Source organism: Sorangium sp. So ce693 (genome assembly GCF_051521375.1).
Classification (GTDB): domain Bacteria; phylum Myxococcota_A; class Polyangia; order Polyangiales; family Polyangiaceae; genus Sorangium; species Sorangium atrum.
Genome location: NZ_CP150347.1, coordinates 8,541,975 through 8,565,748, shown reverse-complemented (window position 1 = coordinate 8,565,748; position 23,774 = coordinate 8,541,975). Strand labels below are relative to the sequence as shown.

At 74.0% G+C, this 23,774-nt stretch carries 18 protein-coding genes; 6 read left to right on the top strand and 12 right to left on the bottom strand.

Translation table 11 applies throughout. The annotated features are described in order from the left end of the window. The first annotated feature begins 49 nt into the window (after window positions 1-49). Window positions 50-1,393, top strand: coding sequence for a hypothetical protein (locus WMF14_RS31840; protein WP_437792340.1), 1,344 nt, complete (start codon window positions 50-52; stop codon window positions 1,391-1,393). 7 nt (window positions 1,394-1,400) lie between these two features. On the opposite strand, the gene WMF14_RS31835 is transcribed toward WMF14_RS31840, so the two are convergent. From WMF14_RS31835 to WMF14_RS31815, 5 genes are all read right to left on the bottom strand, one after another. After that, the gene (locus WMF14_RS31835; RefSeq protein WP_437792339.1) at window positions 1,401-3,374 is read right to left on the bottom strand and encodes a serine/threonine protein kinase; all 1,974 of its coding nucleotides are present in this window, start codon (window positions 3,372-3,374) and stop codon (window positions 1,401-1,403) included. Window positions 3,375-3,804: 430 nt separating this feature from the next. Continuing rightward, window positions 3,805-4,131, bottom strand: coding sequence for a thioredoxin (trxA, locus tag WMF14_RS31830; RefSeq protein WP_272094669.1), 327 nt, complete (start codon window positions 4,129-4,131; stop codon window positions 3,805-3,807). Between the two features lie 224 nt (window positions 4,132-4,355). Continuing rightward, window positions 4,356-4,802: an Rrf2 family transcriptional regulator gene (locus WMF14_RS31825; protein WP_437792337.1), complete on the bottom strand. Its 447-nt coding sequence runs from the start codon at window positions 4,800-4,802 to the stop codon at window positions 4,356-4,358. Between the two features lie 118 nt (window positions 4,803-4,920). Next, window positions 4,921-6,642, bottom strand: coding sequence for a hypothetical protein (locus tag WMF14_RS31820; RefSeq protein ID WP_437792335.1), 1,722 nt, complete (start codon window positions 6,640-6,642; stop codon window positions 4,921-4,923). A 106-nt stretch (window positions 6,643-6,748) separates the two neighbouring features. Further along, entirely contained in the window at window positions 6,749-8,209 is a 1,461-nt protein-coding gene (locus WMF14_RS31815) for a PLP-dependent aminotransferase family protein (RefSeq protein WP_437792333.1), read from the bottom strand. A gap of 154 nt (window positions 8,210-8,363) precedes the next feature. Between WMF14_RS31815 and yedA the strand changes: the two genes are divergently transcribed. Continuing rightward, window positions 8,364-9,548, top strand: coding sequence for a drug/metabolite exporter YedA (yedA, locus tag WMF14_RS31810; protein ID WP_437792331.1), 1,185 nt, complete (start codon window positions 8,364-8,366; stop codon window positions 9,546-9,548). Between the two features lie 138 nt (window positions 9,549-9,686). After that, a complete protein-coding gene (locus WMF14_RS31805) occupies window positions 9,687-10,778 on the top strand; it encodes an SMP-30/gluconolactonase/LRE family protein (RefSeq protein ID WP_437792330.1) in 1,092 nt (363 codons plus the stop codon). A gap of 34 nt (window positions 10,779-10,812) precedes the next feature. Here WMF14_RS31805 and WMF14_RS31800 read toward each other — a convergent pair whose 3' ends face one another. Further along, the gene (locus WMF14_RS31800) at window positions 10,813-11,097 is read right to left on the bottom strand and encodes a hypothetical protein (RefSeq protein WP_437792329.1); all 285 of its coding nucleotides are present in this window, start codon (window positions 11,095-11,097) and stop codon (window positions 10,813-10,815) included. 383 nt (window positions 11,098-11,480) lie between these two features. Between WMF14_RS31800 and WMF14_RS31795 the strand changes: the two genes are divergently transcribed. Next, window positions 11,481-13,706 (top strand): hypothetical protein, encoded by a 2,226-nt coding sequence (locus WMF14_RS31795; RefSeq protein WP_437792327.1) that lies wholly within the window; start codon window positions 11,481-11,483, stop codon window positions 13,704-13,706. A gap of 15 nt (window positions 13,707-13,721) precedes the next feature. Continuing rightward, the gene (locus WMF14_RS31790; protein ID WP_437792326.1) at window positions 13,722-16,013 is read left to right on the top strand and encodes a M20/M25/M40 family metallo-hydrolase; all 2,292 of its coding nucleotides are present in this window, start codon (window positions 13,722-13,724) and stop codon (window positions 16,011-16,013) included. 86 nt (window positions 16,014-16,099) lie between these two features. On the opposite strand, the gene WMF14_RS31785 is transcribed toward WMF14_RS31790, so the two are convergent. The 6 genes from WMF14_RS31785 to WMF14_RS31760 all read right to left on the bottom strand — a co-directional run bounded on the left by WMF14_RS31785 (window position 16,100) and on the right by WMF14_RS31760 (window position 22,527). Continuing rightward, a complete protein-coding gene (locus WMF14_RS31785) occupies window positions 16,100-16,960 on the bottom strand; it encodes a fibro-slime domain-containing protein (protein WP_437792324.1) in 861 nt (286 codons plus the stop codon). 274 nt (window positions 16,961-17,234) lie between these two features. Continuing rightward, complete coding sequence (locus WMF14_RS31780) at window positions 17,235-18,299, bottom strand: 1-aminocyclopropane-1-carboxylate deaminase/D-cysteine desulfhydrase (RefSeq protein WP_437792321.1); 1,065 nt, start codon at window positions 18,297-18,299, stop codon at window positions 17,235-17,237. A gap of 140 nt (window positions 18,300-18,439) precedes the next feature. Next, on the bottom strand, window positions 18,440-18,901 hold the full coding sequence (locus tag WMF14_RS31775) for a PaaI family thioesterase (protein ID WP_437792319.1): 462 nt from the start codon (window positions 18,899-18,901) through the stop codon (window positions 18,440-18,442). Between the two features lie 65 nt (window positions 18,902-18,966). Continuing rightward, entirely contained in the window at window positions 18,967-20,613 is a 1,647-nt protein-coding gene (locus WMF14_RS31770; RefSeq protein ID WP_437792318.1) for a long-chain fatty acid--CoA ligase, read from the bottom strand. A gap of 111 nt (window positions 20,614-20,724) precedes the next feature. After that, window positions 20,725-21,414, bottom strand: a complete 690-nt coding sequence (locus WMF14_RS31765) for a hypothetical protein (protein ID WP_437792315.1) — start codon at window positions 21,412-21,414, stop codon at window positions 20,725-20,727. 51 nt (window positions 21,415-21,465) lie between these two features. After that, window positions 21,466-22,527: a GH12 family glycosyl hydrolase domain-containing protein gene (locus WMF14_RS31760; protein WP_437792313.1), complete on the bottom strand. Its 1,062-nt coding sequence runs from the start codon at window positions 22,525-22,527 to the stop codon at window positions 21,466-21,468. 530 nt (window positions 22,528-23,057) lie between these two features. On the opposite strand from WMF14_RS31760, the gene WMF14_RS31755 reads away from it, so the two are divergent. Then, window positions 23,058-23,747: a RibD family protein gene (locus WMF14_RS31755; protein ID WP_272094652.1), complete on the top strand. Its 690-nt coding sequence runs from the start codon at window positions 23,058-23,060 to the stop codon at window positions 23,745-23,747. Window positions 23,748-23,774 lie beyond the last annotated feature (27 nt).

The window sequence follows — 23,774 nt, the reverse complement described above, 5'->3', positions numbered from 1 at the left end:
GGCGGGCGGCGCCGTCGAGCGGGGCCGCGCGGCCCCTCACGTGGCGCGCGTGGCACGCGCGGCGCGCGCCGCGGTCATCTCGCTCCTCGCCGCGCTCGCCGGCGTCTCCGCGGGGACGCCGGCGCGCGCGGATCTCAGCGACGACGCCGCGCGCGTCGCGCGGATGTGGTCGCTCTCGGGCGCGCGCGTCGCGCGCCTCCCCCCCATGTTCCTCGAGCACGGTCGCGCCCGGATCGTGGCGATCGATCCGCCCGCCGGCCCGGCCCGCGTGGCAGGCGCGGCCGGCGCGGCGGCGGACGAGTGCCTCACCGCCGCGTTCCTCGCGCCGCGCACGGCGGAGTTCACGCTCTCGCCGGAGGGGCCGTCGGGCGGCGTCCCCGCGCTCGAGGGCCTCATCCACCGGCTGCGCGGCGCGGAGCCCGAGGACGACCGCCGCGTCGCCAGCGTCACCGGGGTCGCGGCGATCACGCTGTGCGGGGCCGAGCGCGAGGGGCTGCGCCGCCTGGCGGTCGAGGTGCTCTCGACGCGCAGCGCGTTCGATGTCGTCGTCGCCGCGTCGAGCGGGCCGCTGGAGCGCGTCGAGGCCATCCTGCCGGAGCGCGCGTCCGGGCCCGTCGCGCCGCGCGGCGACCCTGGGCGGCCCTCCGAGCCGGGGCCGCTCGACGCCCGGGTCGCGCGGGCCGCGCGGCGCGCGCAGGCGGAAGGGGCGCCGCGCGTCGCTCCGACCGACATGCGCGCCTCGTCGATCGGGACGGGGCAGTTCTCGGTCAGGCTCCCCGAGGGCTGCCACCGCCTCGACCTGATGGCCGAGGTGCCGAGCGCCACGCTGCGCCGCGCGACCGACCTCGACGCCGAGGCGCGCGAGGAGACCACGGGCAGGGTGCTCGATCGCGACAGGTCCGACGCGCCCGACGCGCGGCTCGATTTCTGTCTGGGCGAGCAGGGGGTCGTCGAGGTGCCTTTCCTCGGGGCCGCGGGGCCGGTGAAGGTCGTGCTGTCCGACGCGCAGTGGCCGATGTCCGCGTTCGTGCCGGGGCACTTCGGCGCGCGCGCCCGGGGCAACCTGGCCGCCGCCCTGCGCCGCCGCCACGCGCCCGCGCCGCGCGCGCAGGCGATCGCCGAGGCGATCGGCGCGCAGGGCGACACGCTCGTCCCGGTCCAGGTCGAGCCGGGCCGCTGCTACTTCGCGGGGGCGGCGCTGGCCCGGGGCGAGCTGCGCGCGCTCCGGATCTCCGTCGAGCTCGGCGACCGCGCCGGGCGCGACGACGCCGGCGAGGACGGCGAGAGCGCCGGCGTCGCGTTCTGCTCCGAGATCGAGGAGAGCGCCGCCCTCCGCGTGTCCGCGCGCGGCGGCTCGCCGGTCTGGGTCGTCGCGGTCTGGCCGATGGACTGACCCCCGCTCACACCGGGGCGCCGGGGCGCCTCGGGCGGCGGCGCGGGGCCTGCTCCGGGCCCGGGTTGGTCACGGCGCCGGGCTGGGCCCGCTCCGGCAGCAGCTGGCGGAGCTGCCAGGCCTGCAGGAACGCGCGTCGCTCCGCGGCGCGCAGCGCGTGCTGGTGCTGGCCCATCATGAACGCCGGCACGACCAGCATGAACAGCGTCGTCAGCGTCAGCGCCGTCATCGTCGCGATCTTCGAGTGCTCGACGGCCTGGGGCAGGATGACCATCGCGCCGCCCGCGAACTCGTACGAGCGGGGCAGGACGCCCGAGTACTCGATCCACGCGGCGGCCAGCACCGCGACGCAGCTCGTCACGACGACGGCAAAGCGGTAGGCCGTCCGGTACGTGAACGAGTTGCCGTACGTGAGGATGACGAGCAGCATCGGCATGAAGAGCAGCGGGCCGAAGCCGCGGCCGATGCACAGGAAGCTGAGCACGTTGAAGACGAAGCCGGCGTAGGCGTACCACTCCGCGGACGGGCGGTGGACGACGCGCGCGGCGAGGAACTTCATCAGCGCCGCGAGGGCGGTGAAGCCCAGGATGAAGGCGAAGACCTGCCACTCCCGGATGCCCAGCCACACGGCGGCGACCAGCGTCGCGATCGCCGTGGCGAGCAGCTCGGCGCGCATGCCCGCGCGCAGCTGCAGCCGGTGCCGTGCCGCCGCGGCCGCGTCCAGCTCGGCGAGCACCTCCGCCGGCATCTCGCGCGGCGGCTCGGTCAGGACGCGCCGGAGCGTCTCCAGGGCGCGCTCGTTGGACGGATCGAAGGCGAGCGCCTGGCCGACCTCGCTGAGCAGCGCCTTCCGGGCGCCCTCGGCTTCCTTGCCGCCGGCGAGCGCCTCCGTCACGCGCTCCTCGGCCAGCCCCGCGTGCCGCGCCGCGAGGTCGCGGCGGAGCTCCACGTCCTTGTCGCCGTCGAGGAACCGCTCGACCGCCTCGTAGAGCGCGCGGGCGGACGGGTAGCGCTCGGAGGGCTCGCGCCGCGTCGCCGTCACGCAGATCGCGTCGAGCTCCGGCGGCACCTCGCGCTCGGGCGCGCGCACCGACGCCCGGGCGTCGGCGCCGTGGATGAGCGAGTCGAGCATCTCGGTGCGGTCCTTCTTCGGGTGCAGCGGCTTGAGCGTGAGGAGCTCGAAGAGGATCGCGCCGAGCGAGTAGACGTCGCTGCGCACGTCGAGCGTGTCGACGCACCCCTGCGCCTGCTCCGGCGACATGTACCCCAGGGTCCCGAGCACGTCGCCCGGGATGGTCCGCGTGCTCATGGGATCTTCGCCCATGTCGATGGTCTGGAGCGGCGTGTCGATGAGCTTAGCGACGCCCCAGTCGAGCAGGTACACCTCGCCGAAATCGCCGAGCATGATGTTGGCGGGCTTGAGGTCGCGGTGGAGCACGCCGCGCGAGTGCGCGAAGTCGACGGCGATGCAGACCGACGAGAAGGCGGTGAGCAGCCTGCGGCGCGAGAAGCTCTGGAGCGCCGTCGCGTCGCCCTCGCGGAGCTCGTTCAGGATCCTCGCCAGCGTGAGGCCCCGGAGGCGCTTCATCGTGAAGTAGGCCGAGCCCTTGCTGTCCACGCCGAGGTCGTAGACGGGCACGATCGACGGGTGCTCGAGCTGGCCCTGCACCCGGGCCTCGCGGAGGAACCGGTGGCGCAGCGTCGTGTCGCCCTGGTGCTCGGCGCGGATGACCTTCATGGCCACGTCGCGGCCGATGCGGCGGTCCCTGCAGAAGTGGACCTCGCCCATCCCCCCGACGCCGAGCAGCGACCGCATCTCGTAGCGGGGACCGTCGCTCGACAGATCCGTGAGCTCCGCGCGGGCGCGCCCGAGGCTCACGGGGGTGGGGCTCTGGCCGTGCGAATCTCCGCCCTTCCCGCGAGATTTTCGCATCTCGGGGAGCTGCTCGAGCGTCTCGAAATCGTCGTCGAACAGGGCCATGGCGTCCGGGAAGCCAGGCTCGGTCGCGCCGTGCCAGAAAAACCCACACCGGCAGGGATCCGCGTGGCGACCCTCGACCGCCTCGACAGGCGGCAGCGAGCGGCGTTGCGGAGTGCTGGGCTTCCTCGGACGAGAAAATCTCGTATCGGGTGGTCGTGTCAACGGGATGCTGCGTCCGTAGAAGACGGCCGACGCGCAATGCGACGGCCGCGCGCCGCGCACATCCCGTGCGGCCGGGGTGAAGGCGGGGGCCGCTCGCGAAATGAAGGTCGATGTCGGGCGTTCGGCGGTCCTGGCGCGAGCTGTGGTGGCGTCTCCGTCGCGCGGGGGGCGCGATGTGGGGCGCGTCACCGCGCGGGCGATCGCCGGCGGGTTCTCGATGCGCGCAAGGCGCTCGGCGCGCTCGATGCCCTCGGCGTGCTCAGCGTGCTCAACGTCCGAGGAGCGCGAGCAGCGTCTTCTTGTTCGTGAGGCCGATGTGGCGCCCGACGGGCTCGCCCTTCTGGAAGGCGACGACCGTCGGCAGACCTCGGATGCCGAAGCGCTGCGCGGCCGCGGGCGACTGGTCGACGTCGAGCTTGACCACCTTGACCTGGCCCGCCGTCTCGGCGGCGATCTCGTCGACGATCGGCGCGAGCCGCTTGCAGGGGGCGCACCACGATGCCGAGAAGTCCACGAGCACCGGCGTGTCCGTCTGCAGGACCTCCTGAGCGAAATTCTGGTCGTTGACTTCGATGACATTGCTGCTGCTGCCCATGGCGCTGTCCTTTCGGTCTTCTCTGGATTGAGCGGGACCTGGCTGCGATGCGCCGGCGCGATGCCGGCCCGATCCTCGACAGCCACGCTCGCTCCAACTGTTATATGCACGGTTTCAGTTTCTGCCAGGGGCGAGGCTTGGCCGCCCGCAGGCGTGGCGCCGTCGCGTGCGTCCGCGGCAGGGGGTCGGGCGCGGCGTCGCCGCGCGGCCAGGCGCCCGAGAGATCAGCCGGCCTTGACCGACGCAGACGCTGGGCGGCCGAGGTGCTGCGCCCGGAGCGCGATGTCCGCGACGGTCTTCTGCGCGAGGCCGCGCAGCAGCCCTGCGTTGGCCGCCTCCGCGACCTCATCGAACGCCCGCTGGATCCCCGACCCGATCGGGCACCTCGCGTTCGGCTCGCACGGGCTCGGCGCGATGGCGCCTTCCGGCTCGACGGCGGCGTACACCTCGCTCAGCCGGATCTTCTTCGCCGGCCTCGCCAGGCGATAGCCGCCCGAGCGGCCCTCCCGCGCCTCGATGAGCCCGGCCTGCGACAGCCGCGCGAGGATGCGCCGCAGGAAGGCCGGGTTCGTGTTGATGCTCGCCGACAGCGCGTCGCTCGCGCAGCTCTCGTCGGACTGGGCGAGCAGCGCGAGGGCGTGCGTGGCGATGGCGAAGCGACCCGAGGACATCGAACGGCCCCTCGGCCGTTATCTGAGGGCTCCGGGGGCTCCGCTGTCAAGGCGCGGCGGGCGGTCGAGCGTTCGCGCGTTCGCGCGCTCGCGCGCTCGCGCCTCGGCGCCTGCTCGTTCAGCGCGACCTGGGCGAGGTGCGGATCAGCACGAGGGCCTCTCCCTTGCCGTCCGCGAGGCGCAGCTCGATCGACGCGGGGATGGCCGCCGGGCCGGCGCAGCGGCTGTCGGACACGACGTGCCGCGCCCTGGCGAGCGAGCTCTCCCCCGTCGAGGTGTCGACGAGCCGCAGATCGACGCCCGCGCCGTCGGCGTCGAGCGCCGCGATCACCTCGGCGCACGTGTTGGCCGGGATCGCGAGCGGGAGGATCTTGAGGCGCGCGGCGTCGAGCGCCACCGCCTGCGCGCCGGTCGCCCCCGCGGCGTCGGCGGGGCCGGCGGCGCTCATGCGCCCGAGCAGCCTCGCGGCGGCGAGCGGATGGGCGACGAGCGCCGGCGGGGCCTCGGGCTCCTTGCGGACCTCCACGGCGAACGGGCCGGGCTGCGCCATCGACTCGACGTCGACGCGGGCGGGGCCGCCGCGCCCGCAGGTGAAGAGCGTCGCCCGGGCGCCGCCCCGGGCGCGGCCGAGGAGGGCGTGGCCGTCGCTCCAGAGCTCCGCGAGCACGTCGGCGAGCGGCTTGCCGGCCAGCACGTCGATCCGGGCGCAGCCGGCCGGCAGCTCGATCGGCAGCGTCGTCCGGCTGCCGAGCCGCGCGGCCCCGGTCGACACGCGCGGCGCGCCGTAGCCCCGGCCAGCGAGCGCGCGGCCGTGGTCCGCCCGCGCCTCGGCGAGGTCGCGGCCCTCGGTCACGCGCTCGATCGGCGTGGCGCCGGAGATCTCCGCCTCGGCGCCCGGCTGCGAGCGGCCCACGACCACGGCCACGAGGCCCTGCGTGCCGCGCGAGCGGATCGCGATCGAGAGCTCGACGGAGACCGCAGAGCAGAGGAGCAGCGAGCGATCCTGGCCCCGCTCGCGCGCGCGCGCGACGACCCTGCCGGTCTCGTCCTCCGCGACCACCTCGAGCGAGGCGACCTCGTCGCTCGGGGAGACGAGCACGTCGAGGCAGCGGCCGCCGTCGAGGGTGGCCCCGATCCGGCTCGCGGCCCTGGAGCCGACGGGCAGCGCGACGCGCCGGACGTCGTCCCAGCGCGCGCCGACGGCGGCGCGGCGCGCCCTGATCTTCGCCTCCAGGCCGGGCCACGACTCGAGGCGCCCGCTCTCGTCGCCGGACCTGCCACGCGCGCCCACGGCGCGGGCGACCGCGTCGGCCGTCTTGACCGGGACGCTCTGCACGCCGACGCTCACCGCCCCGGCGCCCGACATCACGCGCGCCATGATGTAGAGCCTCCGCGGGTGCGGCGGGCAGACGAGGATGGAGGCGCGCGCGTCGGCGGCCTCGTCGGTGGAGAAGGCGCTGCCGTCGTCCTCGAAGGCGAACAGGTCGACGTCGCTGATCGTCGGCGAGACCCGCGCCATCGCGAGCATGCACTCGCCGGCGGGCACCTCGACGAAGGCGCCGAGCCGATCGCCGTCGGACGCCATGTCCGCGCCGATCACCCGGAGCGCGCTCGCGCCCGCCTGCGCTGCGCGCTGCGCGTCCGCGCCGAGGAGGGTGCTGCCGTCGATTCGATCGGGCAGCGCGCGGAGCGTCTCCGGCGCCGGCGCGCCCTGGGAGGCGCTCGTCCCGGCGCGGCACGCGGGCAGGACAGCGAGCGAGGCCGCGAGCGCCCAGGCGGCGCGGGCGGGCGTCGGCGGGGGCGCGGGCGAAGGAAGGGACGCGGGATGTCGGGGGCGCAAGGGCGTGGGCTCGTCGGGGCGGGCGCTCGATCGAGAGAGAAGGTTCTACTTCAGCGCGGGTACGGCATCCAGGGCGCGCCGGCCGCGGCCGCGGCCGTCCACCGCGTCATCCCTCGGCGGCCTCGGCGCAGATCCGTCCGAGCGTCCGGACCGCGTGCTCGCTGAGCTCCGTGAACGGATAGCCGCAGTTCACCCGGATGTAGTTCGAGAAACGGTGCTTGGCCGAGAAGATCGGCCCCGGCGCGACGCTGATGCCGTGCTCGAGCGCGCGCTCGTTCACGTCGAGCGCGCTCGTGCCGGGGGGCAGCTCGACCCAGAGCACGAAGCCGCCGGCGGGGCGCGAGATGCGGGTGCCGGGCGGGAAGTGCTCGGCGATCGCCTCGCTCATGCGCGCGACCTGGGCGGCCAGGCGGCGCCGGAGCGTCCGCAGGTGGTGATCGTACCCGCCGATCTCGAGGAACTCGGCGATGGCCATCTGCGGCAGCGTCGCGGTCGCCACGCTCTGCGCGAACTTGAGCTGCTCGACCTCGTCGAGGAAGCGGCCGGGCGCCGTCCAGCCGACCCGGTAGCCCGGCGCCACCGTCTTCGTGAACGACGAGCAGAGCATCACGAGGCCCTTCTTGTCGAACGCCTTGGCGGGGCGGGGGCGGACGTCGCCGAAGTGCAGGTCGCCGTAGATGTCGTCCTCGATGAGCGGCACCTCGCGGCGCGCGAGCATCGCGACGAGGCGCTCCTTCGCCTCGTCGGGCATGGCGCTGCCGAGGGGGTTGTTGAAGTTCGGGATCGCGAGGCACGCCTTGATGCGGTGGCGGGCCAGCATCTCCTCGAGGACGTCGAGGTCCATGCCGGCGCGGGGATGCGAGGGGACCTCGAGCGCCTTGATGCCGAGGCTCTCGATGAGCTGGAGGAGCCCGTAGTACGCCGGCGACTCCAGCGCGACCGTGTCGCCCCGGCGGGCGACCGCGCGCAGGCAGAGGTGGAGCGCCTCCATGGCGCCGACCGTCGTCACGATGTCGTCGGGGGAGAGCACGACGCCCCACTCGACCGAGCGCCGGGCGATCTGCCGCCGCAGCGCCGGCAGGCCGGGCGGCGGATCGTACGAGACGCCGGCGCCGCCCGCGCTCCGCGCGATCGCGCTGAGGATCCGGTTCAGCTTGTCGGTCGGCAGGAGCTCCGGGCTCGGGCACGCGGCGCCGAACGGGACGATGTGCGGGTCTCGACACGCCCGGTAGACCTTGGAGACGAGGCTCTTCACGCTGACCCGCGTGGCGGTGGTGCAGGCGCGCGCGGCCCGGGGCTCGGGCAGCGCCGTGCCCCGGCGGGCGCGGACGTAGTGCCCCGACTGCGGGCGCGCCTCGATGAGCCCGCGGTTCTCGAGCTGCATGTACGCCTGCAGCACCGTCGCGACGCTGACCCCCTGCTGCCGGCTGAGCCGCCGCACCGACGGGATCCGGTCGCCCGGCCGCAGCGTGCCGCGCGCGATCAGATCCGCGATGTGCGCGGCCACGCGGTCGTAGAGGTGGGCCTCGTCATCCGCTTCCGCTTCGATGGGCGCCTGCACCTGCACGAGACGAAGTGTACAGCCGGGCGGGCGCTGCGGTACCGGTACAGCTGCCAGGCGTGAGGACCAGCACAGTCGCCTGTTCCGAAAACTGTACCGGCCTCAATTACCGACCGACTGCCTCTGTACCGGTCGCTCGCTTGACCCCACCCTTCAGGCCATGAAATTGACCTCACTTGTTTCGGAGCCGCCATCGCGCCTCCTGGAGGCGTCGCGGATCGATCTGGGGAAGGGGGGCCTGTGGACGCACCGCCTGCGGGGCGGCCCGCTGCGCCTGAGCTGTACCGCCGGCGCGGTCTGGATCACCCGCGAGGGGGAGCCGGACGACGTGGTGCTGGAGGCCGGCGCCAGCTATGGAGGCGAGGGGCGCGGGCTCCTCGTGGTGGAGGCGCTCGAGCCGGCGCAGATCGCGGTGGCGAGGGGCGAGGCAGCGAAGACGGCGCGCGCCGTGCTGGCGAGGGCGCGGGGGAGCTGGCTGGTGCTGCTCTCGCTCCTCGCGCTGTACGTGATCTGGGGCTCGACGTACCTGGCGGTCTCGGTCGCGCTCGAGACGCTGCCGCCCTTCCTGCTGGCGGGGACGCGCTTCATGACGGCGGGCGCGCTGCTGTACGGCGTGCTCCGGCTGCGCGGCGCCCCTCGCCCGACGCTGCGGCAGTGGGGCGCGGCGGCGCGGGTCGGGGTGCTGCTGCTCGTCTTCGGCAACGGGCTCGTCGTCGTCTCGCAGCAGTGGGTGAGCTCGGGCGTCGCCGCGGTCGTGGTGTCCACGATGCCGCTCTGGCTGGCGCTCTTCGCCACCGCGCGAGGCCGGGGCGCCGCCGGCGGCGCGGCCGCCGGCGCACCGGAGGTCTCCCGGCGCGAGTGGATCGGGCTCCTCGTCGGGTTCGCGGGCGCGGCGCTGCTCCACCTCGGCGGCGATCTGCGCGCGGCGCACGCCGGGGCCCTGCTCATCTTGCTGGCCCCCGTGTCGTGGGCGCTCGGCTCGCTGTACAGCCGCTCGCTGCCGCTCCCGGAAGGGCCGATGGCTGTCGCGGCGGAGATGCTCGCGGGCGGCGCGGTGATGCTCGGGGTGAGCGCGCTCTCGGGTGAGCACCTCGCGGCGGCGCCCTCGTCGCGGTCGCTCCTCGCGCTCGCCTATCTGGCGGTGTTCGGATCGATCGTGGCCCTCAGCGCGTACACGTACCTGCTCCGGAGCACGCGCCCGGCGATCGCGACGAGCTACGCGTACGTGAACCCGATCGTCGCCATCGCGCTCGGCGTCCTGCTCGGCGGCGAGCGGGCCTCCGCGACGACCTGGGCCGCCGCGGCCATCGTCGGCGCCGGCGTCGTCATCGTCTCGCGGCGCTAGGCGCGCTGCGCTCGCGGACCACCCCGCCCCGCTCCGACGGCGCGTCGCGCCGACCGCCTTCGCGCCCCGCGCGCGCGCCGTCGACCGTAGGCAATGCGGGGGGCGGCGTGTAGTGTGCGCAGCGAGGAGGCGAGGTAGATGAAGCGAGGGTACCGGCTGCTCGGCTGGGCGCTGCTCCTGTCCGGGGCGCCGTCGGCGTGCAGCGGCGGCCACGTCGGCGCTGCGTCGAGCAACGGGGCGAGCGCGACGTCGGGCGCGAGCGCAGGCGGCGGCGAAGGCGGCGGCGCGGCCACGAGCACCGGGGAGGGCGACGGCGCGGCGGTGGGCGCCGGTGAAGGCGGCAGCGCGGCGGTCGGCGCGGGCGCGGGCGCGGGGCCGAGCGGCGAGTGCGCGGCGCTCGCGTCCGGCCCCTTCGAGCCGGCGCTGGTCACGGCCGTGTTCAGCGGCAGCGAGGACTTCGCGTTCGACGGCCGGGGCTACCTCGTCGCCAAGCAGGGGTCGAACCTCGTTCGCTTCGACGCCACGGGCAGGACCTCGAACTTCGCGTCACTGCCGGGCCCCCAGGGCCCCGTGCCCGGGCTCCGATACCGGCCCGACGGGACCCTCGTGGCGGCGCTGCCGGCCCGGGGCGCCGTCGTCCAGATCTCGGCGACCGGAAGGGTCGACGACTACGTGACAGGCCTCACGGACCCGAACGGCCTCGCTCCGGACGCGCAGGGCAACGTCTGGGCGACCGACCTCGCGGGCGATCGGGTGATCCGCCTCAACCCCCATGCCACGATCGACGAGATCGCGAGCGGCGCCCCCGAGGTGAGCGAGCCGAACGGAATCGCCTTCGACCCGGCGCGGCGGGCGGTTTTCTACACCAACTCCTCTGCCGGCGAGATCCGCAGGATCGACCTGAACAACCCTGGCGAACGTCCCTCGCTCGTGGCGACGGTCGCCTCGTCCGTGCTCGACGGACTCGCTCTCGATACGTGTGGTCACCTCTACACGGTCGATAGCGAGAACCGGACGCTCTATCGGGTGAGGCTCGACGCGGGCGGCGTCGCCCTGGGGGAGGCCGAGCTCCTGGCGCGCTTCCCGACCGGGGTGGCCAATGCGCAGTTCGGAGCGGGCCCGGGGTTCGATGCGAGGACCCTTTACGTCGGGGGCGCAGCCGGCTCGATCTATGCTGTTGCCGTCGGCATCGCCGGCGCGCCGGTCCCCGCGCCGCCAGAAGCGCCGTGATGGACGCTCCTCGGCAGCGCGCTGGAGGGGAGGCTCAGCGGGCGCCTTCCGCGGCCACTTCGCCCTTCTTGAGCTTCTCTTGAAGCTCGCCGAGCTTCCCCGCCGACCGCTCGAGGGCGCGCGCAGCGCCCTCCAGCGCGATCCGCCCGTAACCGATGGCCACCCCTGCCCAGGAGGTGCCCAGCTCGCGCAGCGTCTCGACGAACGGCGGCTTGATCGCCGGCGCCCCGGCGCTGGCGTCCGACGCCTGCCCGTGCCCGGCGCTCCCGTTCACGCTGTTCTCGGCCTTCGGCTCCGTGATGCTCTGGGTCTCACTCATGGTCTGCCTCCCACTTCGGTATGTCCCCCCGCGACGACCGCGGGCGCACAGAAATGATGAATCAAGCGTTGACCCCCGTGCCCCGCGCGTCGCCCGCTCTCGCGGGCTCGCAAGACGCGATGTGCACTGGAGCGAGGGGAGCCCCGCCGCACGGCCGTGCCCGCGAACAGAGCCACCTTGTGGCTTCGTCGGAGGCACAATCGCGACGCCACGACACTGCGACGCGACGCGTTAACTGTCAAGGCCTCATGTCGATTTTGTTGCCGTCGTTTTTCCCTAGGTTGTTTGATGAGGACGCTGCGGCGGCCATCGCGTTCGCTCGGCAGGTCTAGGAAGGGAGTCACCCTATGTCGCTCGCGCGCTGGAACAAGGCCACGCCACCAATGCTGTTGTGGCTTCTCGTGGTGCTGTCGCTGCTCGCCGTTCCGTCGCTCTCGATGGGGCAGGCGCCTGACGCGCCGACGGCGGCGCCTGCCGCGGGCGCGGCGCCATCAGCGCCCGCGGCGAAGGGCGCCGCGGCGCAGGCGCAGGCGCACGGGCCTCCGCCGGATTCGTGGGCTGGACAGCTGGAGACGCTCTCTCGCTGGGTCGATCAGCGCGGCGGCTCGGGGGGATGCGAGGAGCGATGTTACGCGCTCGATCGGCTGCGCATCACCGGCGCGGTGGGCGAGGGGCCGCTCCAGTTCGAGCTCTCGGGCGGGGTGCTCACGGACCGCCCCGTGGCCGTGCCGCTCTTCGGGCCGCCGGCGCACCTCCGCATCGAGGCCACGCTCGACGATGGACGCCCCGCGTCGCGCCGCGAGGCCGCGCCGATCAGCTTCGAGGACGACCACTACTACCTCTGGACGGCCGCGCGCCGCTTCGTGCTCCGGGGCACCCTGTGGCTCGAGGGCGACCTCACGCTCCTGGTCGCCGGCCCGCTCAACACGTTCGAGGCCGACATCACCGGCGGGTCCGTCGCCGAGGGCGCGCAGCTCTCGGGGCTCCGCGGGGCGACGCTCCACTTCACCCCCGACGGGGGCGCGGGGTCGCAGAGCGCGGGCCCCACGGTCTTTCAGCTGTCGCGCGCGGTGCGGGTCGGTCGGGAGATCGGCTTCGAGTACCGGCTCGTCATGCGGTCGGGCAGCGACCTGGGCGTCGTGCGCCTCCCGCTCGCGTTCGGGGAGAAGGTGCTCGACGTCGCGGGCGCGAGCGGCTTCCGGGTCGAGGGCGGGGAGCTCGTGCTGCCCACCTCGGGCCGCGCCGCGGAGATGAAGATCTCGGGCACGCTCCCGACGGTCGGCGCCTTCTCCCCCGATCCGCGCTCCGCCTACGAGTGGTGGCTGTTCGAGTCCGACGCGGAGCACCGCCTCACCGTGAAGGGCGACGCGCGCCAGGTCGACGCCGCCGAGTCGCCGATCCCGCGGACCCAGGCGACGTCGCGGCTCCTGCTCGTGCAGCGAGGGCAGCGCGTCGAGGTCGCGGTCGAGCCGCTCTCGGGCGTCGAGGTCCTCGCCGCGGTGGTGCGCGACCACCGCCGCACCCTGGTCCTGACCGAGCGCGGAGACCTCGTGGCCGACGACGCGCTCACCTACGAGAACAACGGCATCGATTACCTGACCTACGCGCCAGGCGGGCGGCCGATCTACCTCGCCACCGACGGGAAGGCCCAGCGGATCATGCACCAGGGCAAGGCCGCGGAGGAGGTCCTCGTGCCGCTGCAGACGGGGAGCCACACGATCCAGGTGCAGTCGCTGGCGCAGGCGGCGGTGCACTCGCTCGGAGGGACCCTGGAGCTGCCGATGCCGAGCTACCCGCTCACCGCGAGCGAGGTGGCGCTGACGGTCGGGCTGCCCGATCGCGTGGTGCCGCTCGCGCTGCTCGGCGGCGACCGCCCGGTGTGGTTCGCGGACGCGGGCGACGCCTTCGCGGTGGCGATCGGCTTCGTGGCCGCGTGGATCGCCGTGCGCCCCGGCGGGGCGACGAGCCGCGGGCGCGTTCGCGCGCTGCGCGCGCTGGGCGGGCTCCTCATGGCGGGCCTGTGGTTCCTGGCGCCCGCCACGTTCGTGGCGCTCGTGGTCGGCATCGCGACGGCCATGGCGGCGTGGCTCGCGGGGCGGCTCCTCGGAGGCCGTGGCCGCGCCGCCGCGATGGTGGTGCTGCTGGGCATGGGCGGCCTGGCGCTCCTGGTCGGGCTCTTCGCCGTCTCGGCGAGGAGCTACAGGGCGGAGCGCTGGAACTCCGCGTACAGCGAGTCGGCGGCGCCGGCGCCCGCCGCCATGCGCAGGGCGAAGGACGACGATCTGGCCAAGGGCGGAGGCGCGCTCGCCCCTGGAGGCGCGGTGCTGGAGGGGGTGACGCCGGTCGCGCTGTCGCTCCCGGACTACGAGCGGTCCGTTCAAGCGCGCCGTGAGCTCGTCACGCGCGAGCGCGCCTTCCGCCCCGTGCTCGTCTACACGACCTCGTCGGCGCTCGTGCCGCTCGTGCTCCTGTGGCTGGCCGGGGTGACGGTGCTCCTCGCCGCGCACCGCGCGCCGCTCATGGCGCTCTACCGGCGGGCGGCCGCGCGCCTCGCGCGCAGGCCCGAGGACGACCTCGCCCAGGGAGAGCCCCCGGCGCCGGTGCGCTGAGGTCGACCGATCGCCATGGCGTGGTCTCCTCGCCTCGCCGCGGCCCTCGCGCTGGTCGCCCTGGTCGCGCTCCGCATCGCACAGCTGAGCCCCCCCGACGTCGTCCCGGCGAGCGCGCCGCCCGAGGTGTTCTCGGCCGAGCGGGCCAGGGCGCACCTCGCGCAGATCGCCGCCGAGCCGCGCCCCACCGGCTCGGCGGGCCACCGGCGGGCGCGCGACTACTTGCTCGGGGAGCTCTCGAAGCTCGGCGTGCAGCCCCAGGTCCAGCGCGCCTCGGTCCTCAGCCGGCAGTGGGGCCTGCCGTACGACGCGGCGCACGTCGAGAACATCGTGGCGCGGCTGCCGGGCGCGGACAGCACCCGGGCGGTCGCGCTCGTCGCGCACTACGACTCGGTGCCCGGCAGCCCGGGCGCCGCCGACGACGGCAGCGGGGTGGCGGCGCTCCTGGAGGCGCTGCGCGCCCTGAAGAGCGGCCCCCCGCTGCGCAACGACGTGCTGCTCCTGTTCACCGACGCGGAGGAGGGAGGCGTCCTCGGCGGCAAGGCGTTCATGGACGAGCACCCGCTGCGCGGCGAGGTGGGGATCGCGCTCAACTTCGACGCCCGCGGGGCCGGCGGCGTGGTCGCGATGTTCGACACCGGGCCCGGCGACGCCTTCCCCGTCCGCGAGCTCGCCAGCGCCGCCGCCTACCCGGTGGCGTCGTCGCTCTTCCCCGAGGTCGCGCGGCGCATGGGCCACAGCACCGATCTCAGCGTCTTCAAGCGGGCCGGGATCCCCGGGCTGAACTTCGCCTTCAGCGACGCCGCTGCGCACTACCACGCCCCGTCCGACACCGTGGGCAACCTCGACCTCCGGAGCGTGCAGCACGCCGGCGACTACGCGCTCTCGCTCGCGCGGCGCTTCGGCGCGCTCGACCTGCGGGATCCCGGGCGCGGGGATGCTGTGTACTTCAACACGTGGGGCGCCCACCTCGTCTCGCACCCGATCGGCTGGACGCTCCCGATCGCCGCGCTGGTCACCTGCCTGTTCGCGGGCGTGGTGCTCCACGCGGCGCGGCGGCGGGCCGCTTCGCCGGGCCGGATCGCCGCGGGGCTGCTCGCCTTCCTGGCGCTGCTCCTCGGCGTCGCCGCGGCCGTGGGCGGGCTCGCGTGGATCGTCCGCCGCGTGCACCCGGCCCTCCGGGTGATGCCGTTCGAGCCGTACAACGCGCCCGCGTACCGGCTCGCGCTCGCGCTCGCCGCGCTCGCGGCCTCAGCGGCGGGCTACCGGTTCTTCCGGCGGCGCCTCGGCGCCTGCGAGCTCGCCCTCGGCGCGCTGCTCCTGTGGCTGTTGCTCCTCGCCGCGGCGAGCCTCTTCATGCCGGGCGCGAGCTTCTACTTCGCCTGGCCGCTCGCGTTCGCCCTGCTCGGGCTCGCGGCGGTGACGATCCGGCGCGGCGACGCCCCGCCCACGCTCGCGGACGCCGCGATCCTCGTCGCGGCCGCGGTGCCGGCGGTCGCGCTCGCCGTGCCCGGCCCGTACCTGTTCTTCGTCGCGCTGGGCCTGCCGAAGGCGGCGGTCCCGGCCCTCGCCGTCGCGCTCGTCTTCGGGCTCTTCCTGCCGCACGCCGAGCTGCTCGGCGGCGGCCGCTCGACGCGGCTCTCGCTCGCGTTCGCCCTCCCGGGCCTCGCGGCGCTCCTCGTCGCCTGCGCCACCACGGGCTTCACCGAGGCGCGGCCCCGGCCGGCGAGCCTCGCCTACGCGGTCGACGCCGCCGCCGGGAAGGCCCACTGGCTCTCGGCCGACCGCGACCTCGACCCGTGGACCGCCGCGTACTTCCCCGACGATCGCGGGCAGGCGCCCTCGTTCGCCGTGCCGTTCGTGCGCGTGACGCGCCAGGCCGAGGCGCCGGCCCTCGCCCTCCCGGCGCCGTCGCTCACGGTGCTCGGTGATGTGCGGCGCGACGGCGTGCGGGCGCTCCGGCTCCGCGTCGCCTCATCCCGGGGAGCCCCCTGGCTGTTCGCCGAGGTGACGTCCCCGAACCGGGTGATCCGCGCCGAGGTGGACGGCCAGGGCGTGGACGAGCCGGTGCGCGGGGCCGACGCGAAGCCGGATGTCCGCTGGGGGTTCACCTACATGGGTTTGCCGTCGGGAGGTATCGAGTGGTCGCTGGAGGTCGAGGACTCCGGGCCGATCGAGATCCGGCTGATGGACCAGACCTACGAGCTCCCAAGCGAGCTCGTGCGCGGGCAGAGGCCCAGCGAGCTCATGGGCGTGCCGTACCGCCTCGCCGATTCGACGTTCGTCAGCGGGTCGTTCCGGCCTTAGCACCGGCGGGCTCGCTGAAGCGGGCCCGCCGCCCTCGCTGCGCGGGATAGGTCGAGCGGATCCGTCGAGCCGCTCAGTCGAGCCGCTCAGTCGACAAAGATGGGCTCGCAGTTCGTGAACGCGAGCGTCGACTGGATGGTGAAGTTCGACTCGCTCGTGTGCCGCTCGGCGTGGAAGAAGTCGAGTGCGTACTCCTGCCCGGGCGTGATCCCCAGCTCGTTCGCCATCGCGTCGAGGTCGAGCCTGTCGTCCTGCGGGCCGTGGAGGCCGCCCAGATCGATGGCGAGCCGGTTGTTGATGAACACCCAGAGATCGTCGTCGCCGGAGAACCTGAACTCCTCGCCGCCGTTGTACACGAACGTCATGTGGAGCTCGAACGTGAAGTGGTAGTTGTGCTGCCTCCCTTCGTTCCCGAAGCCCTGTTCGTCGATCGGGAAGAAGGCCCGGTTCTCGTAGGTGGCGATGCCGTCGGCGCCGACCACGGGCGTGATCGTGAACTGGATCGGCATGTTCACGCCGTCGACGTCGCGGTACCACTGGTTGAACTCGTCTGGCCCGGTCGTGTGCTCGGTGCCCCCCGGGTGCGCATAGACGGGCTTCTGATCCGGGCCCAGCTCGCGCTCGACGATGCCTTTCAGGCCCTGGCCCGTGAACGTCTCGAAGTCGGGGTGCCCCTTGCCGCCGTCGTAGGCGCGGAAGTCGCGCACGATGCCCGTGAGGCTCGCGTTGCAGCCGTCGCCGCTGCCGCTGCTGCCGTTCCCGTTGCCCGCGCCCGCCGACACGCCGGACCCGAAGTCGCCGCCGCTGCTCGTGCCCGCGCCAGCGCCGGCGCCGGAGGTGTTGCTGGAGTCGCTCGCTCCATCGGTGCTGCCCCCACACGCGACCCCGGCCAGCACCAGCATTGTCGCGAGCGGAGCACACCAGTTCAACTGTAGCGGCCTAAGCATGTGAAGACTCCTTCTGTGGGGGACATCGCGCGTGGTCTGCGCGTCCGTTGTGCGTGGTCTGCGCATGTTTTGCGCGTCGTTCGTGCGCGGCGCGCGGGGCGCGGCGCTTCCGGCGGTCGCCGAGGACGCAAGCGAGACAGCAATTCTATCTCGTCGCAATGGCGGCGCGATCCAGAAAATTGCCGCCGTACGCTGCAGCGCGAGGCCGAAGCGGAGAAATGTGCAGCTGAGCGACAGCGCCCGAGCGCCGGGGAGGCGCCGAGATGTAGGTCGTTTATCGAGATCCGACGCCGCAGTGGGCGCCGAGGCGCCGCGCCAGCGCGGCCGGGAGCCGCTCGCAGAAACCGTCGCTCCGGGGCAGGGGCTCGCGCCGCGCGGTTTGCCAGAACAGCACCGGGCCGAGCCGGCGCTCCCGCGCGTGCGCCATGAGCGCGGCCATGGCCTTGCCGGTGTAGACCGGCTCCAGCGAGAGCCCCTCGGCCGCGAGGGCGTCGCAGGCGGCGAGCGACGCGGGCGTGGGCGAGCCATACCCGCGGCCCAGGTAGCCGTGCACGACGTCGATCGGCGCCGCGGGGGGCACGGGCGCGACGCCCCGCTGCGCGAGCGCGGCGCGGAGCTCGCCGGTGAGGGCGCGGAGGCGGAAGCGCGAGGCGAGGAGGCGCTCGACCACGGCGACGGCCACGACCCGCGACCGCAGGCCGCCGAGCGCGAGCCCGACGGCGAGCCCGGCGGCGGTGCCGCCGGAGCCGAGCGGCACGTAGACGCGCGCGGGCTCGGGGAGCTCGCCGGCCCGGATCTGCGCGCCGAGCTCGAGCGCCGCGCGCGCGGCGCCCACCATGCCGAGCGCCGACGTGGCGCCGAGCGGCACGATCGCCGCGCCGTCGTCGTCCCTCGCGCGGAGCGGCAGGAAGAGCGAAGGGCGCGCGAGCGCGAGCGCGGCGCGCGACGGGTAGAAGCGGATCGAGGTCGGGCCCGAGGCGGTGAACGCGAGGTTGTCGAGCACGCCCCTGGAGAGGTCGGTCCAGAAGAGGTGCGCGTGCACCCTCCGGCCGAGCCGCTGGGCCGCGGCGACGAGCGCAGCCACGTTGCCCGAGCCGATGCCGCCGGCCGCGGACCACGCCGCCGCGGTCGAGAAGGGGGGCGCGGCGAGCACGTAGTCGAGCTTCCGCATCTTCATCCCGCCGTGGAGGGGCTCGCAGAGGTCGTCGCGCTTGACGCCGAGGAACTCGATGCCCAGCGCGGAGGCGAGCCGCGGCAGCACCGTGACCGGCGAGGGCGCGCCGACCCAGCCGAGCCGGGGAATGTCGTCGATCATCCGGAGGGCGGCTGCGTCGCGCAACGAGGGGACCTCGTGAAGGGTGTAAGGCGATCGGGCGAGCGGGCAATCGGGCGAGCGGGCAATCCGGGGGTCAGGCGAGCCGGCGATCGGGCCATCAGGGGTCGGGCGAGGTGGCGCTCAGGCGCACGCGCGGTCGGCGATCACCCGGGCGTGCCGGCGCGCTGCCCAGCGAGCGTCGCGTCCGGCTCCAGGACGAGCAGGCGCACGCGCCTCGAGGCGCAGAGCCGGCCCTCCTCGTCGTAGACCGAGCCTTCCCAGACCTGGGTGCGCCGCCCGCGGTCGAGCGGGCGCGCGGTGGCGCGCAGCCGCCCCGACCGGACCGCGCGCAGGAAGCTCGTGTGGTTCTCGAGCCCGACGACCGAGCGGCCGTCCGGCAGGGCATGGAGCGCGGCCCCGATCGACGCCAGCGTCTCCACGATGCCCGCGTGGACGCCGCCGTGGACGATGCCATAGGCCTGCCGGTGCTGCGGCCCGATGTCGAGCTCGGCCTCCACCTCGTCGCGCGTGGCGCGGATCAGCCGGAGACCCATGGCGCTGATCCAGCCGTCGATGGCCGCGTCGTTCAGCGCGGCGGCGAAATCCTCGGGTTCCCCTTCGGCCATGGCGGCAGCGTAGTACACGCCTTGCCGGGAGCTTCCGGCGATTTCTCCGCGGGCGCGTCAGCGCGTCATCCGGATACCTTCCTCTCCAGGAGATCGGCGAACTCCTCGCGCAGCTTCGATTTGAGGAACTTGCCGGTCGAGGTGCGCGGGATCCGCTCGAGGAAGAGGTACTCGTCCGGGAGCCAGAACTTCGCGAAGCGCGGCTCGAGGAGGGCGTGGAGCTGCTCTTTCGAGGCGCTCTGGCCCTGCCGCAGGACGATCGCGGCGAGTGGGCGCTCGCCCCAGAGGGGGTGCCGCGCCGCGAACACCGCGGCCTCCAGGACGGCCGGGTGGCTCATGAGCGCGTTCTCGAGCGCGACCGAGCTGATCCACTCGCCGCCCGACTTGATCACGTCCTTCGTGCGATCCGCGATGCGCATGTAGCCCTCGCCGTCGATCGTCACGACGTCGCCGGTCTTGAACCAGCCGTCCTTCGTGAAGCGGTCCTCGCCCTCGCCGCCGAAGTACGATGAGGCGACCCAGGGGCCCCGCACCTCGAGCTCGCCCATCGTCCTGCCGTCCCAGGGCAGCGGCCGGTCGCCCGCGTCGACGTGGCGCTGATCGATGAACGGGACCGGGTAGCCCTGCGACGCGCGCGTCTGCAGCGAGGCGGCCGGGTCCTCGCGGAGGCGGCCAAGGCTGCTCCGGACGTGGGCGACGGTGCCGAGCGGGTTGGTCTCGGTCATCCCCCAGGCGTGGAGGACCACGAGCCCGTGCCGCGCGCGGAAGCCGTCGATGAGCGCGGGCGGCGCCGCCGAGCCGCCGATCACCATGGCGCGCATCGACGAGAGATCCCAGCGCTTCGGGTGCTCGTCGAGGAGCGCGAGGATGCCGAGCCAGATCGTGGGGACGCCCGCGGCGAACGTGACGCGCTCCCTGGCCATGAGGTCGAGCAGCGACGAGGCGTCGAGGTGCGGGCCGGGGAGCACGAGGCTCGCGCCGGTCGCGATCGCCGCGTACGGCAGCCCCCAGGCCATCGCGTGGAACATGGGCACCACCGGAAGGACGATGTCGCGGTCGCGGAAGCCGAGCGCGTCGTGCATGCAGGAGACCAGCGTGTGGAGCACGATCGAGCGGTGGCTGTAGGCCACGCCCTTGGGATTGCCGGTCGTCCCCGACGTGTAGCAGAGCATGGCGGCGGAGCGCTCATCCAGGCTCGGGAAGTCGAAGTGATCCGGCTCGGGCGCGAGCAGCGCCTCGTAGTCGAGCCCGTCGCCCGCCGCCGGATCCACGGGCCCGTCGTCGTCGAGGACCAGCACGCGCTGGATGCTGCGGACCTCCGGCGCGAACTTGCGGAAGAGCGGGAGGAGCGAGCGGTCGACGACGACGACCTTGTCCTCGGCGTGCGAGGCGATGTACCCGAGCTCGCTCGGGTGGAGGCGCAGGTTCAGGGTGTGGAGGACCGCGCCCATGGCCGGGACGCCGAGGTAGAGCTCCAGGTGCCGGGCGTGGTTCCAGCAGAGCGTCGCGACGCGGTCGCCCGCGCGGACGCCGAGCCGCGTGAGCGCGTGCGCGAGCTTCGACGCGCGGCGGTGGAGATCGGCGTACGTGGAGCGGGAGACCGTCCTGTCCGGGTTCTGGGTCACGATCTCGCAGCGCGCGTGGTACGTCCGCGCCCGGTCGAGGAAGTGGGTCAGCGTGAGCGGGTAATCCATCATGCGGCCGGCGAGCATGGGCGGTGCCTCCTCGTCCCGCGCGAGGCGCGGGGATCCGTCGAGTCAGGAGGGCTGTTCCAGGCGCCGCGAGACAGCGGCCCCGCCCCCCGAAACCGAGACTACCTCTGTCTAGCCGCCCGTGCTCGACATCGCGCGCCGGAACGCGCGCATGTGGAACTCGCGCTGCTCGTCGGGATAAATGTGCTCCTGTCCGATCGGGCAGGCGCGGCGCGACAGGCACCCTCCCGTCATGCACGTCGCGCCTGGCCCGGCGTGGAGGTGGCCGACGCACGCGGCGACATCGTAGCTGCCAGGGGAGAACGCGGAAACGGGGCAGGCGCTCAAACAGGGCTGGCCGGCGCACGAGGCGCAGGGGCTCGCCAGGTCCTCGCGCGGCGGGAGCGACAGCCGCTCCGCGAAGACGAGGGCGGCGCGGTACCCGTGCCAGAGGCCGAATCGCGGGTGGATGAGGATGGCGAGGGGCGACGGGGACAGCGCCTCGGCCTGCTGCGCCCAGCGCTGGAACGGCCAGTAGGGAGGGCCGGTGAAGGGAAACAGGGCAGTCGCGCCGAGCTCCGCCGCGAGCGGGGAGACGACCGCGACGGTCCAGTCGTCGAGCGCGAGATCGGGGGCGTCCTTGCGGGCGCGCGAGAACGCGCGCCACATCGACGGGCCGGCGTTGCCGAGAAGGACGAGCGTCCCCGCGGGGAGGTCGCCTGCCGCAGGCACGCCGTCGCCCTCGCGCGGGTGGAAGCCGCCGCGGAGCGGGAGGCCAGCGCGCTCGCAACGCGAGGAGAGATCCGGCCAGCTGATGGGCATCGCGCCCCGCGATAGGGCGCCTGGGCCGGCGCGGCAAGCGAGCGGCGGCGCTCAGTTCACGTCGACGTAGAAGTCGAGGCTCTTCAGGTTCGTGATCGGGCCTTCCCAGATCTCGAACCCGACGGCGACCGCGTTGACCGTGTCGCCGGGGACGCTGAGGCCGCGCGTCTCCGCGTCGCGCACGAAGTCCATCACATCGAACTCGATCTCCGAGCTGTCTTGCCCCTCGGCGCGCACCCAGTTCACGATCGGCAGGCCGTTCACCATGCCGTTCCAGATGTTCCACTTGCCGGGGACGTTCGCGACCGTCACGCCCTGGTGCGCGGCGTTCGGCTGCCCGGCGGGCTGATAGCGCGTCGGATCGCGCAGCCACACCATGAGGTAGCCGCGGAGCTGCGTGCCGTTGCCCATCCAGATGTCGTACGCGGCGTTGTACTGGCCCTCGTTGCCATTTTTCGCCCAGCGCCAGCCCGTGCGCAGGCTCTTGATGGAGCTGCTCGGCGCCGGCAAGCCGCAATCCGGCACCTCCTTCACCGAGTATCGGCCGCAAAAGACGGTCGGATACGAGGCGGGTTGCCCCATCGAGCCGGCCGAGCCGCTCATGCTCTCCACCGTGAACGACGTGCCCTCCCACGAGACGGTGTGGTTGCCGAAGCCGGGGCCCCAGCCGTTGGTGATGAGCACGTACGGCGTGCCGTCGCGCGAGACGAGGCCCGTTTCGTACCGCTCGCTCGATTTGCCGGAGCCCTCCATGGCGCCGTTGCCGAGCTCGGAGCCCGGGGTCGCGGCGCCGCCCGTTCCTGCCGTGGTGCTGCTCGCGTCGCCGCTGCCTCCGGTACCTGCCGCGGCGCCGCCCGTTCCCGCCGTGGTGCTGCCGCCGGTGCTGCCCGCGCCGCCGGCGCCGCTGGTGACGCCGGCGCCGCTGGTGACGCCGTTGCTGCTCGAGATCGAGCCGCCGCTGCCGCTCGCAGCGTCGCCCGTCGAGGCGCTCGCGCTCGGTAGCCCGCCAGAGCTCGCCGCAGCGCCGGTGTCTCCGTCGTCAGCGTCAGAAGATCCAGAGCAACCGGCGGCGAGAGTCGCCGTCAGCGTGAGAAGCGCAAGAGATTCGGCCAAGGAATGCGCGTGCATGGCGCGCAACATACACCTGCACACAGGCGCACGGCGGTGCGCGGCACGGCCGTGCGCAAAAAAGCAACCCGCGACTTGAACAATTGTAGCAACAGCGATGGCATCACCGCTCGACTCGAAAAATGCGGCGTGCCCCGCGTCACGCGCTTCACGGACTTGATGTCGTCGCTCCGGCGACCTCGACGCTTTGCGTGTTCGCGTGGGAGCGCCGGTCGACATCGCTCTTGCCCCCATCGAGGGTTGGAGTTGCCAGAGGGACGCTCGAACCGTGCCTCGCTGATCTTCATCGATGCTCCGAGTCGCTCGATGACGGATGAGGCCGTTGGTTGCGGAGATGAACGCGTTCCCAGAAAGCGTGAAACTGGGGGCCGGGTGCTTGCGCTCCTCCCCGGTTCCCACGTTCTGGTCTAGAGTGCCGTCGTGCCATCGAGGCTCCACTGCCGGCTCGGGACGGAGGCAAAGTCCCCTCTCACCCGCGCGTTGGCTCGCGCCGGACGCGCACCAGCGAGCGCGCCATGAGCCTGCCGCGCCCGCGGGTCACGCTCCACTTCGCCCAGACGCTCGACGGCCGCATCGCGGCCCAGGACCAGCGCGTCATGCTCAGCACGCCCGCAGGGATGGTGTGCGCCCATCGGGCGCGCGCGGAGCACGACGCGGTGCTCGTGGGGATCCGCACCGTCGTGATCGACGATCCGCTGCTGACCCTGCGCGGGTGCGAGGGGCGCCAGCCGACGCGCGTGGTGCTGGCGAGCGCCCTCGGCGTGCCGGAAGGGGCGCGCCTGCTGCAGCCGTCCGGCAGCGGGCAGCCGTCCGGCGGGCGCGTTGTCGTCTTCGGCGCGGCGGGGCGCGCGCCGCACGCGGCGCGGGCGCGGCTCGAGGAGCGCGGCGCAGAGGTGGTCGTCGTGCCCGCGGACGACCAGGGTCTCGTCTCGCTTCCGCACGCGCTGGCCGAGCTCCACGCGCGCGGCGTGCGGCGGCTGCTCGTCGAGGGGGGCGGCGCCGTGCTCACCTCGTTCCTGCGCGCGCGCCTCGCTGACCGCGCGGAGGTGGAGATCGCGCCGCGCTTCCTCGGCGACACGGCGATCCCCGCGGTCGGCGCGCTGGGAGAGGCGCCGCTCGCGTCGGCGATCGACCTGCGCGAGCCCGCGGTCGAGCTGCTCGGGGGCAACGTGCTCTTGCGAGGGGAGGTGCGTTATCCCGACTGACGCGCCCGCGCCGCCCGGGGCCGTCGC